Annotated in this window: 10 protein-coding genes and 1 pseudogene; 3 read left to right on the forward strand and 8 right to left on the reverse strand. The window is 65.2% G+C overall.

The genetic code is table 11. From position 1 onward, the window contains the following. Positions 1-98 precede the first annotated feature (98 nt). Together Q4F91_RS10855 and Q4F91_RS10860 are read left to right on the forward strand one after the other, a co-directional pair. The gene (locus Q4F91_RS10855) at positions 99-947 is read left to right on the forward strand and encodes a hypothetical protein (protein ID WP_303337603.1); all 849 of its coding nucleotides are present in this window, start codon (positions 99-101) and stop codon (positions 945-947) included. Positions 948-974: 27 nt separating this feature from the next. Further along, entirely contained in the window at positions 975-1,466 is a 492-nt protein-coding gene (locus Q4F91_RS10860) for a GNAT family N-acetyltransferase (protein ID WP_303337605.1), read from the forward strand. 64 nt (positions 1,467-1,530) lie between these two features. Here the strand turns inward: Q4F91_RS10860 and Q4F91_RS10865 are convergent, their stop codons facing one another. The 8 genes and pseudogenes from Q4F91_RS10865 to Q4F91_RS10900 all read right to left on the reverse strand — a co-directional run bounded on the left by Q4F91_RS10865 (position 1,531) and on the right by Q4F91_RS10900 (position 10,381). Next, positions 1,531-2,520 carry a ribonucleotide-diphosphate reductase subunit beta gene (locus Q4F91_RS10865; RefSeq protein WP_303337621.1) on the reverse strand — a complete coding sequence of 330 codons (990 nt, stop codon included), beginning with the start codon at positions 2,518-2,520 and terminating at the stop codon, positions 1,531-1,533. A 47-nt stretch (positions 2,521-2,567) separates the two neighbouring features. Further along, positions 2,568-4,352 (reverse strand): annotated as a pseudogene (locus Q4F91_RS10870) (ribonucleoside-diphosphate reductase subunit alpha); the annotation flags it as partial. Between the two features lie 354 nt (positions 4,353-4,706). Beyond that, complete coding sequence (locus tag Q4F91_RS10875) at positions 4,707-5,387, reverse strand: hypothetical protein (RefSeq protein ID WP_303337607.1); 681 nt, start codon at positions 5,385-5,387, stop codon at positions 4,707-4,709. Between the two features lie 522 nt (positions 5,388-5,909). After that, complete coding sequence (locus Q4F91_RS10880; protein WP_303337609.1) at positions 5,910-6,704, reverse strand: carboxymuconolactone decarboxylase family protein; 795 nt, start codon at positions 6,702-6,704, stop codon at positions 5,910-5,912. A 231-nt stretch (positions 6,705-6,935) separates the two neighbouring features. Next, on the reverse strand, positions 6,936-7,742 hold the full coding sequence (locus tag Q4F91_RS10885) for a carboxymuconolactone decarboxylase family protein (protein ID WP_303337611.1): 807 nt from the start codon (positions 7,740-7,742) through the stop codon (positions 6,936-6,938). A 121-nt stretch (positions 7,743-7,863) separates the two neighbouring features. After that, positions 7,864-8,448 carry a methylated-DNA--[protein]-cysteine S-methyltransferase gene (locus tag Q4F91_RS10890; protein WP_303337613.1) on the reverse strand — a complete coding sequence of 195 codons (585 nt, stop codon included), beginning with the start codon at positions 8,446-8,448 and terminating at the stop codon, positions 7,864-7,866. A gap of 130 nt (positions 8,449-8,578) precedes the next feature. Next, the gene (locus Q4F91_RS10895; protein ID WP_303337615.1) at positions 8,579-9,157 is read right to left on the reverse strand and encodes a methylated-DNA--[protein]-cysteine S-methyltransferase; all 579 of its coding nucleotides are present in this window, start codon (positions 9,155-9,157) and stop codon (positions 8,579-8,581) included. Positions 9,158-9,193: 36 nt separating this feature from the next. Next, positions 9,194-10,381, reverse strand: a complete 1,188-nt coding sequence (locus Q4F91_RS10900; protein WP_303337617.1) for an MFS transporter — start codon at positions 10,379-10,381, stop codon at positions 9,194-9,196. A gap of 127 nt (positions 10,382-10,508) precedes the next feature. Between Q4F91_RS10900 and Q4F91_RS10905 the strand changes: the two genes are divergently transcribed. After that, entirely contained in the window at positions 10,509-11,306 is a 798-nt protein-coding gene (locus Q4F91_RS10905; protein ID WP_303337619.1) for a helix-turn-helix transcriptional regulator, read from the forward strand. The last annotated feature ends 139 nt before the right edge of the window (positions 11,307-11,445 follow it).

Below are 11,445 nucleotides of genomic sequence, written 5' to 3' on the forward strand. Positions count from 1 at the left end.
ACTGCCCCTGCAAGGGGAGGCGGGGCCGCCCGGAACGGTTACCATAGAGGAATCCCGGGACGCCGATTCCCGGTTCTGAACTCCCTCGGACGTCCCTCATGAAGAAAACCACGCTCGCCATCACATTCCTCGCCGCCGCGGGCACGCTCGTGCTCTCCGGCTGCACCACCGTCGCGCACCGCGATAACCTCGGCAACCCCGAGTGGAGCCGCGCGAAGAACATCGCCGTGCTCTTCGGCTACCGAGACAAGTTCCTCCCGGACGCCGCCGCGCCGCAGACGCACTGGCAGTTCTCGCAGCGCGACAACCTCGTCATCGACTCGCTCCTCGTCGGCAGCGCCGAGGGGGCGCTCATCAATCTCATCGAAGGGAAGCCCGGCGAGGCCTACAACGGGTTCGTCGGCTACCTTCCGGTCTCCGAGGTCCCCGCGGACGACCCGAAGCTCGCCCGTGACGTCTGGGCGATGAAGCTCGCCGGCACGGTCGAGGCGGCCGTGAAGGCCCGCCTGCCCGAGGCCGAGACCCGGATTGTCAAGACTGACAAATCCTCGCTCATCCCCGGCATGGGCAAGGGCACCGAGGTCGCTGTGCAGATCCGCGACCCGAAGCTCGGCTGCACGTACCCCGAGGAAGGCAAGGACACGGCCTGCTACGCCGTCATCGAGGTGAAGGGCGAGAGCTTCAGCAAGACGGAGACCTCGGCCTTCTTCGGGCAGTCCTTCGAGGCCTGGCATTTCGAAGCGGGCAAGACCTTCTTCTTCTTCCGCTCGGGGAACCCGAAGAAGATCGACGAGGCCGAGCTCATGCAGAACGCCGCGCCGCTCTTCCCCGGCCATGTCTACGCCTACATGCCCACCGTGCAGTGGACGAAGAGCCAGCAGTACCCGCCCGTCGTGATCGAGAAGGGCCGGGTGAACTACTTCGTGAAGCCTGCGGGCGCGCGCTGAGGCCGGAACCCGGAGAAAGAGTCCGCCATGACGAACAGACTGGAACTCAGGGAGATCACCGCCGCGGATGTCCCGCGGCTGCGCGCCTCTCTCATCGAGCTCGCCGCCTGGCACAACAGCGTCTCCGAACACTTCGGCGACACGGAGTCTTCGGCGGGCGCCTGGCCGGTGAAGCCCTTCGAGACGACGCTCGCCGGGTTCGACGAGGCGCTCCGGCGCGGGACCTCCCGCATCGCGGTCATCGAGTCGGACGACGAGACCCGTGCGGTGATCGGCTTCGCGAAGGTCGACATCGACTCCGTCGGCCAGACCGGCAAGATTGACTACCTCGTCGTGCGCGAGACCTTCCGCGGCCGCGGGCACGGAAGCCGTCTCATGGAGTGGGCGATGGCGACACTGCGCCGGGCGGCCGTCACCCGCATCGAGGTGAAGGTCGTCGCCGGCAATGACGGCGCGATCCGACTCTACGAGAAGCACGGCTTCCGCGTGTACGCGCACCTGCTCTGGAAGAACGAATGACCTTGGAGAGCGGGCCGCGTTCCCTCAAGGGAAGCGGCCCGTCAGCCTGCAGGGGCGAGGGGAATTACTTCCCTGCCTTGCCCCAGACGTCGCCCCAGTCGCCCGTGAGCGCGCCCTTGGCGTAGTCCACCACGCGGTTCTCGAAGAAGTTCGTGTGCGAGACGCCGAGCATGGCGTCGACCCAGGGGAGCGGGTTCTTGCCGGACCTGAAGATGCCCTTCATGCCGAGGCCCGTGAGGCGCCGGTCGGCGATGTAGCGGATGTAGGCGCGCACGTCCTCGCGCGTGAGGCGCTTCATCTCGGAGACGCCGAAGGCGAGGTCGATGAAGCGGTCCTCGAGGTCGACCATCGTCTCGGCGATGCCGTAGATCCTGGCCTTGAGCTCATCGGTCCAGAGCGCCGGGTTCTCCTTGATGTACTCGCGGAAGATCCTCGTCATCGACTCGGTGTGGAGCGTCTCGTCGGCGATCGACCAGGCGATGATCTGACCCATGCCCTTCATGGTGCCGTTGCGGGTGAAGTTGAGCAGCATCACGAAGGACGAGAAGAGCTGCATGCCCTCGGTGAAGGCCGAGAAGGCGGCGATCTGCGCGGCGAGGTTCTTCTCGTCCTTCTCCACCTCGCTGAAGAACGAGTGCTTCGCGGCCATGGCCTCGTACTCGAGGAACTCGTTGTAGATCGACTCGGGGAGCCCGAGCGTCTCAATCAAGTGCGAGTACGCGGCGATGTGCACGGCCTCGCGGGCGGCGAAGCTCGAGAGCATCATGCGCAGTTCGGGCTGCCGGAAGCGCGGGAGGTAGGAGTTCACGTAGGCGCCCGAGACGTCGATGTCGCCCTGCGTGAAGAAGCGCAGGATCTTCGTGAGGAAGTCGCGCTCGGAGTCGGTGAGCTTCTGCTGGTAGTCCTTCACGTCCTCGATCATCGGCACCTCGGTCCAGAGCCAGTGCATCTGCTCGGACTGCATGAAGGCCTCGTAGGCCCAGGGGTAGGCGAAGGGCTTGTAGCTCGTGCGGGTGCCGAGCAGCCCGCCCCCGTCGGTCTTCTTCTCTTCCATTTCTTTCATTTCCAAAAAATCCGTTCCAAAGGAAGCCGGGGAGGGGCTCAGCCCTCGCAGGCGAGGCACGTCGTGTCGTCGGCGACGTCGCGCATGCTGATCTCATCCTCGATGCGGCGGCGCTCGTTCACGACGCCCACGCGGTCGGCCTTCCTCAGCTTGTCCGAGCGGTTGTAGTAGATCGACTTCAGGCCCTTCTTCCAGGCGAGGAAGTGGCAGGCATGGAGGTAGGGGATCGAGACGTCGGGCGAGAAGAAGAGGTTGACGCTCTGGCCCTGGTCGATGAAGCGCTGCCGGTCGGCGGCGAGCTCAATGATCCAGCGCTGGTCGATCTCGATCGCGGTGCGGAAGACCGCGCGCACGTTCTCCGGAATGTCCTCGCGGTGCGCGATCGAGCCGTCGTGGGCGATGATGTCCGCCCAGACCTCGTCGGTGTCGAGCCCGAGCTCGGCGAGTTTCTTCGCAAGGAACCGGTTCTTCATGATGTAGGCGCCCGAGATCGTGTCTTGGCGGTAGATGTTCGCGCGGTAGGGCTCGATCGAGGGGCTCGTGCCGCCCATGATGAGGGACGAGGACGCGTTGGGCGCGACCGACATCCAGTGCGAGAACCGGCGCTTCACGCCCGAGTCCGCGGCGTCCGGGCACGGTCCGCGCTTCTCGCAGAGCATTGCGTCGGCCTTTTCGCACCCCTCGCGGATGCGGCGGAAGATCTGCATGTTGATCGACTTCGCGACCGCGGACTCAAACGGCACGCCCTTCTTCTGCAGGTACGCGTGGAAGCCGAGGGCGCCGAGGCCCACCGAGCGCTCGCGCATCGCGGAGTACTTCGCGCGCGAGATCTGCTCGGGCGCGTGATCGATGAAGTACTGCAGCACGTTGTCGAGGAACTCCATCGCGTCGGGGATGAACCGCGGGTCGTCCTTCCAGTCGTCGTAGTGCTCGAGGTTCAGCGAGGAGAGGCAGCAGACGGCCGTCCTCTCGGGCGAGGTCGGGAGGAAGATCTCCGTGCAGAGGTTGGAGCCGTGGATCCTGAGGCCCTTGTCGGCGAGCCATGGAGGCAGGGCGCGGTTCGCCGTGTCCGTGAAGACGAGGTAGGGCTCGCCCGTGTGCATGCGCATCTCGAGGATGCGCTGCCAGAGGTCGCGGGCCGAGACGGTCGCGATCACCTCGCCCGTCGAGGGGTGCTTCAGGTCCCACGAGTCGTCCGCGTCGGCGTCGCGCATCGAGGCCTCGATTTTCTCCATGAAGGCGTCGGGGATGTTGACGCCGTGGTGGAGGTTGAGGGCTTTCATGTTCTGGTCGCCCGTGGGCTTCCTCATCTCGATGAACTGGACGATGTCCGGGTGGCTGATGTCGAGGAACGCGGCGTACGATCCGCGGCGGGTCGAGCCCTGGCGGTACGCGAGGCACGCTGCGTCGTAGACCTTGAGGTGGGGGAGCACGCCGACGCTCTTCTCGTCGGCGCTGCGGATGCGCACGTGGATGCCCACGCCGCCGCCGAGCATCGAGAGCCAGTTCACCTCGGAGAGCGTGTCGACGAGACCCTCGGCGCTGTCATCCATGTAGGTGAGGAAGCACGAGATGGGCAGGCCCCGCTTGCCGCGCCCGAAGGAGAGGATCGGGGTCGAGAAGCTCAGCCAGTGGCGGCTCGCGTAGTCGTAGATGCGCTGGGCATGCTCCGGGTCGCTCGCGAACGCTTCGGCCACGAAGGCGAGGCGCTCCTGCGGGCTCTTCTCGTCGTCGCGCATGTAGCTCTCGCGCAGGCGCATGAGGCCGAGTTCGTCAAAGAGCGCGTCCCGGCTCGGATCAATTCTGACGGTCATGGAGGGGTTCCGTTGTCTGTTGGGTTCGTCCGAAGCGGGAGAGACCTCAAAGCCGTCTGCTCATGCTCGACTACAACATGATGTGGTCAGGAGCGGCTATCACTACTATAGGCAGTGTCTATCCCGTCGGACTGATGCAAAGTTCCTGCATATTAGCGAAGCCTCCCGTGCGAGGGCAAACGGCTCTGTCGGCGCAGGGTGCGTCCCGGAGAGCGAAGACGGTGAAACTCAAACGAAAGCGGCCGTTCGTAACAGTTTGTTGAGGGGCTGCGGGGCCCCGGGGCAGGGGGGAGGGCCACGGAAAGAACGAGACCCCGGCTCAAACTGAACCGGGGTCTCGTGTGCGGGAGTCAGTGCGGAGGATTACTGGAAGATCACTTCGGTCTTCGATCCGTCGCCTTCTTCGCTGTCAACATTGTCATTCATGTTTTCAATCTCGCCGAAGGCCTCGACGGCGCCGCGGCGAACCTGACAGGGAATGTTGCACCACTCGAATTCCTCTTCGTCATCCACCGCATCCGGGGAGATGCCCTTTTCGGCGGCCACTTCCTCGCGGTAGAGCTTGCAGATTTCGCGGCCGCTGTAATTCGCCGGCGAATTGATCTCCGCCATGGTCATGGGGCGCTCGCACTCATTCCAGAAAGTCAGGCGCTTGCGCGTGACATAACGGCGGCCGTTCTTCTTGTAGTCAATGACACGGCCCTCGTCGTCGAACTTGAAGAACACGTTCTTCACGTTGTATTCCCAGGAACTGGAGGCGATGCCGAAGGTCAGACCTCTGCCGAAGTTACGGCCGAAGGAGGCGAGGTCATCGGTTCCGACAAGGCCGTAGCCGATGATGCTCTTGCCGTCCTCCTTGGCGACGCCGGTGACGGTCGGAGTGCCGAGAAGTTCGCGGATCTCCTTCACGGTGGTCTGGTTCATCTTGACGAACGGGTCGATCTTGGAGGCATCAAGGCCGTCGCTGTCACTCTGATAGGAAGCGCAGCCGGTGAGAAGAATGGCGGAGCCGGCAGCGGCGCAGATGAGAAGCTTGCGAAGCATGGGCAGGTTTCCTTCGGGATTGAGTGGGTTGAGCTTTATGTCGCCGTCCGTTATTGGACGGAAGATTGTCCGATTCTCCCATTTCGGAAGATCGGATGGAACCCTGAAGCGTCGGAACTTGTCTTCATGCGGATGATGCTATGTCCTTTTACGGGCCTCTGATTTCAGCCGCGGCTTTGCGATATCCATTTGGTTTTTATGACGAAGCCGGCCATTGAAGTGTGCGGTATTTCTGGATTATTTGCTGTATACCAAGATTATGTGAGGGGGGGGGTGTATGGAATTGTGCTCGGGCAACATGCGGGGCACCCGGTCTGCCTTTAACAGCGTTATAAAACTTGTAACGCAACCGTAACTCACCGGGGATGCACAATTGGACGCCATGGGTACGGCAAGTCAGCGGCACAGCTGCTGTGTCGGGTTCCCCGTGGAGGAATGAGCCGCAGCCAGAAACATTTCGCCCCGGCTTCCTTTGATCAGGGAACCGGGGCGAAGTTCTGTCAGGAGAGAGATGTCAGGGTATCAGCCCTTGAGGACCTCGTTGACGACGCCGAGGGCGTTCAGGGTCCTCGGGAAGCCGAGGTAGGGCTCGGCGATGCGGATCGCGTCGATCAGGTTCTGCTTCGTCGCGCCGACCTTGATGTTGGCGTTCGTGTGGCTGCGCAGCTGCGACTCGCAGCCGCCGAGCGCGGCGATCGTGACGAAGGTGACGAGCTCGCGCTGACGGAGGTCGAGCGTCTTCCTGGTGTAGTAGTCACCGAAGCACCAGCCCGAGAGGTCGTCGACGATGATGCCCTTCTGCTCTGCCGGGGTGTTCTTGTGCATCTCGAGGATGCGGTCGCCGAAGATGCCCGTCTGGACCTTGATGCCGTCGGCGAGGCGCGTCTCGTTGGTGACGGTGGCCTGCGAGGGCAGCGGGAGCGCAATGCCGCGGGCCTTCATGACCGCGTTCACGGCGGGGAGCACGGAGGCCGGGCGGGCGAGGCCGCAGTAGGGCGTCGTCTGGATGATGGCTTCCTTGATCTCGACGGGCGAGACGCCGTCGTTGAGCGCGGCCTCGACGGCCGGGCCCATGTCACCGGGGAGCCCTATGGCCGTGATGACGGTGATGAGGGCGATGTGGGCGTCCTTGACGGAGAGCGAGCCGCGGCGGGCCTTGACGTCCGTCATGCGCACGCGCATGTCCGTGAGATCGGGATCAGGATCGGGCTCGGCGGGAGCGGCGAAAACCTGGCTGGTGGCTGCAATGGCGCCGGCAGCGGCGGCGGTTCCGGCACAGAGCATCTTGCGGCGGGTGATGTCTTTGATGGCAGGCATGGTCTTCTCCTAGCAAAAACGAATGAATCTGAATGATTCATGCATTGATTGTAGGAAATGACCCCTGCGAAATTTTCTCGAAGTTTTGCTCATTCCAATCGAAGCCCCGGGTGCCCTGAAACTTTCCGGGGCTTCCGGAGGCTTCGAGGGAAGGACTCCCCCGCGCCGCGTCATCTCCCAAAAGGAGAGAAGGAGACCGCCGGCGGCGCGGGGGAGGAAGCGGTCGGGAGATCACTCCTCCTTGAGGACCTGGTTCACGACGCCGAGGGCGTTGAGCGTCCTCGGGAAGCCGAGGTAGGGTTCGGCGATGCGGATCGCGTCGATGAGGTTCTGCTTGGTCGCGCCCACGGTGATGTTCCCCGAGGTGTGGCCGCGCAGCTGCCCCTCGCAGCCGCCCATGGCGGCGATCACGACGAAGGTGACGAGCTCGCGCTGTCTGAGGTCAAGGACCTTGCGGGTGTAGTAGTCGCCGAAGCACCAGCCCGAGAGGTCGTCGACGATGATGGCCTTCTGGCCCGGGGCGGCGTTCCTGTGCATGTTGCGGATGCGGTCGCCGTAGATGCCGACCTGCACGTCACGGCCTTTCTCGAAGCGGTCGGCGTCGGTGACGGTCGCCTGACTCGCGAGCGGGAGCTTCACGCCCTTCTTCGTGAGAGCGGCGTTGACGGCGGGGAGCACCTGCGCGACGCGCGCCATGCCGCAGTAGGGCGTGGCCTGGTAGACCGTCTCCTTCACCTCGTCGGGGGAGAGGCCGTCGTCGAGCGCCGCCGTGACCGCGCGCTCCATGTCCGCCTCGAGGCCGATCGCGGTGATGACCGAGAGGAGGGCGATGTAGCCGTCCTTCACGGAGAGCGACCCGCGGCGGGCCTTCACGTCCGTCATGCGCAGCAGCGTCGCGGTGAAGTCGGGATCCGGATCCGCGGCGGGCGCGGCGGCGAGGGCTTCGCGGGAGGAGCCGGCGAGGGCGAAGGCACCTGCGGCGGTGCCGGCGCAGAGCATCTGACGGCGGGAGAGCGACTTGCTGGCGGAGGTTGTCATGGCGGAACTCCTTTTCTTTCCTCCTTCGGGGAGGACTGTTGATCTGATGGGTAAATTTCATCAGACCGGGCCCCGCCGCCCTTGTCATTTCCTCCCGCCTCCTTGACCGTTTCTGCCGATTTCAGAGAAAGATGTCGAGGAGATCCTGCGCGTCATCGGGTCTGCAGGCGGGGCGGGCGCCTTCGAGCGTGAGGAGCGTGCGGAAGGTTCGCCACTCCCCCTCGCGCTCCTCCGGCCTCCAGTAATGTCCGAGGAGTCGGTGAAGCGGAACGATGACGGAGAAGGGGCTCTGCCAGGCGGCACGCCCGACCGCGCTGGCGGACTGGGGGCGGCCGAGTGACGTGGCGAGCTCCGTGCAGGTGTCGAGGTGCCCGAACGGGATGTCGAGGATTGCTTCCCAGACACTGCGCTCGAAGTCCGTGCCGATGAACCCGAGCGGCAGATCGAAGTGGCGGCGCCGGCCGTCGAAGTACTCGGCGAGCTGGCGAGCGGTCTCGTGGAGGATGCCGTCGCTCTTCACCGGCACCTCGCGGAAGGCTCGGCCGGTGAACTGAAGGATGCGGTCGGAGACCGCCTGACGGTGGCTGCTCCGTTCAAATTCGCAGAAGAGGAGGTCATCGTCGCTGCAACCGAGGCGCAGCATGCCGAAGGGAGTTTTGCAGCGGCAGGTGTGGAGCGGCGTTGAGGGCGTGATGAGTGGGAGCATTGAGGGTCTCCTTTGGAGGCTGGGGGAAGAGACCCTGAAAATGGTATCTATTTGATGTACAGCGCTTTGCGGCAGTTTTGTAACCGTGAAACGGAACTGGTTCCCGGCCTCCCCGGGCTGGGGAACGCCGTCAGCCGCGCGGCAGGATCGCCGCGCCGCCGTCCTCGCCCGTGACGGTGAACCCTTCGAGCTCGAGGAGCATCTTCTTCGCGGCGTAGCCGCCGCCGTAGCCCGTCATGGTCCGTGCGGACCCCACCACGCGGTGGCAGGGCACGATGATCGAGAAGGGGTTCTCGCCCGTGGCCTGACCCACCGCCCGGAAGGCCGCCGGCCGCCCGATCGCGCGCGCGAGGTCGTCGTAGGTGACGAGGCTCCCGAAGGGGATCGCCTTGATGCCCTCCCAGACGGCGCGCTGGAAGTCGGTGCCGACGAAGCGGATCGGCAGGTCGAACGCGCGGCGCTTCCCTGCGAAGTATTCCCCGATCTGGCGGGCGGTTTCCCTGAGAAGCGGGTTGCTCTCGAGTTTTACTTCGGCAAAGGGGCGTCCGGCGAAGCGGTCGATGCGGCTCTGCACGACCGCACGGTGCCAGCCGTTCTCCCAGTCGCAGTAAAGAAGCTCGTCTCCGGCGGCGCCGAGAAGGAGCGTCCCGCAGGGGACGGCGAGGCGGCAGGCGCGCAGCGGGAGATCAGCGGGGAGACGGTCTTTCATGGCAGTGATCCTTGTGTACAGGGTGAGTTTCGGGTGTCAGATGTCCTTCGGGAGCGCGAAGGCGGCGATGCCGAGGAGCGGCGTGAAGGAGGCGATCACGAAGACGTTCTCGAGCCCGATGCCGTCGGCGAGCCAGCCGAAGAAGGCCGTCGCGACGCCGCCCAGGCCGAAGCAGAAGCCGAAGAACACGCCCGAGATGATGCCGGTGTGACCGGGGGCGGCCTCGAAGGCGCTCACGAGGATGGCGGAGAAGGCCGCGGACATGATGAAGGAGACGATGACGGCGAGCGTCACCATGAGGGCGAACCCGGTGTGCGGCAGCAGGATCGCGAATGGCGCGGCGCCGACGATTGAGAGAATCATCACGGTGCGGCGGCTGATGCGGTCCGTGATGAAGCCGCCCGCGATCGTGCCCGCGGCGCTCGCCGCGAGGAAGGCGAAGAGGACGAACTGAGCCGTCACGGCGTCCGCGCCGTAGCGATCCATCGAGAAGAAGGTGAGGAAGTTCTGCAGGCTCGAGATGTAGACCTGCTTGGAGAACATCAGCACGAAGAGGATCACGAAGATGGGGACGAGGTTCGCGCGCGCGACGGCCGCGCCCTGGGTTCTGCGCTTCGCGGCGCTCGCGCGGACCTGTCCGGCGGTCCAGGTGGCGACGCGGATGAGGAGCACCGCCGCCACGGCGGCGACCGGCGCGAACCAGCTGATGCTGCCCTGGCCGTTCGGAATGATGATGAGTGCGGCGGCGACGGGGCCGAGCGCCATGCCGGCGTTGCCGCCCACCTGGAAGACCGCCTGAGCGAAGCCCTTCCTGCCGGCGGCGGCGAGCTGCACGGCGCGCGTCGACTCGGGGTGGAAGATGGCTGAGCCGCAGCCGAAGAGGGCGACCGCGCAGAGGATGGCGGGAAGCGAATCGGCGCGGGCGAGGAGAATGAGGCCGACCAAGGTCGAGAGCATGCCGACCGGGAGCGCCGCGGGAATCGGGCGCTTGTCGGTCGCCCAGCCGACGAGCGGCTGCATCAGCGACGAGGTGATCTGCACGGTGAGCGTGATGAGGCCCACCTCGGCGAAGGTGAGGCCGTTGGCATCCTTCAGGAGCGGCAGCGCCGCCGGGATCAGCGACTGCAGCATGTCATTCAGGAAGTGCGAGGCCGCGACAAGCGCGAGGATGCCCGCGGCCATGGCCTGGGAGGAGCGGTCGGGCTGAACGGTCAACGTCGTCATGGGAATCTGTCCGAATCTGATCAAGGGTCTAGCGCCTCGCCGGGGCTCCCGGGTGTCCCCTCAAGGCGCTTCTCATTGCATGGGTGAGAGTCTAGAATCTTCGGGCGTGGGCGAAAGGACATTGAACATGGCTGAAAGGACAAAACTGGGGGAACTGCGGGATTTTCCGGAAAGCTGGCGGACGGGCGAGGGCTGGCGGCAGTTCGGGCGGGACTTTGAGGTGGGCGGCCGGCGCCCGGAGCACCTGCACGAGGACTCCCAGCTCCTCTACGCCGCCTCGGGTGTGATGCTCGTCATGAGCGAGGGCGTGCCGCGCATCCTCGCGCCCTTCCAGGCGCTCTGGATCCCGGCGGGCGTGCCGCACTCGATCACGTTTCTGTCGGACACTCAGATGCGGAACCTTTACTTTCCCGTGGAGCGCTCCCGCGCGGCCGGTCTTCCCGACCGCATCCGCACGCTCGCGGTGACGCCGCTCGTGCGCGAGCTGATGGCCGCGCTCTTCTCCAGGGCCTTTCCCGCGGAGACGCTCGACCTGATGAGCACGCTCACGCTGCGCCTCGTCGCGGAGAGCCCTGAACTCGGCACGGCGCTCGCCATGCCGCGCGATCCCGCGATGGCGCGCGTGCTCACGGGGATTCTTCACGACCGCGTCTGGGAGCGGCCCGTCGGGGAGGTCGCCGCGGCGCTGCATCTGACGCCGAAGACCTTCTCCCGGCACTTTCAGCGCGAGCTCGGCATGAGCTACCGCGACTGGCTCGTGCGCGCGAGGCTCTCGGTGTCGCTCGACGCGCTCGCCCGCGGGCTCTCCGTCAAGGCAGCGGCCGCGGGCGCCGGGTACTCGGACGCCGTCACCTACGGCACGGCTTTCCGCAGACTCTTCGGCATGACGCCGGGAGAGGTGCGCGGGCGCCTCCTCGGGGAGTGACGACTTTTCTCTTCGCGACACGGAAGTCGGCAGGATCAGGCAAGGGGAAGGGGAGAACCGTCAACGGTGACGCCGGCGGGCTTTCTAGTGTAGCATTCGCAAAGTCCGTTAAGTAATGTTGTAAAATGGCTTCACCTTA

Source organism: Sutterella sp. (genome assembly GCF_030539355.1).
Classification (GTDB): Bacteria; Pseudomonadota; Gammaproteobacteria; order Burkholderiales; family Burkholderiaceae_F; genus Sutterella.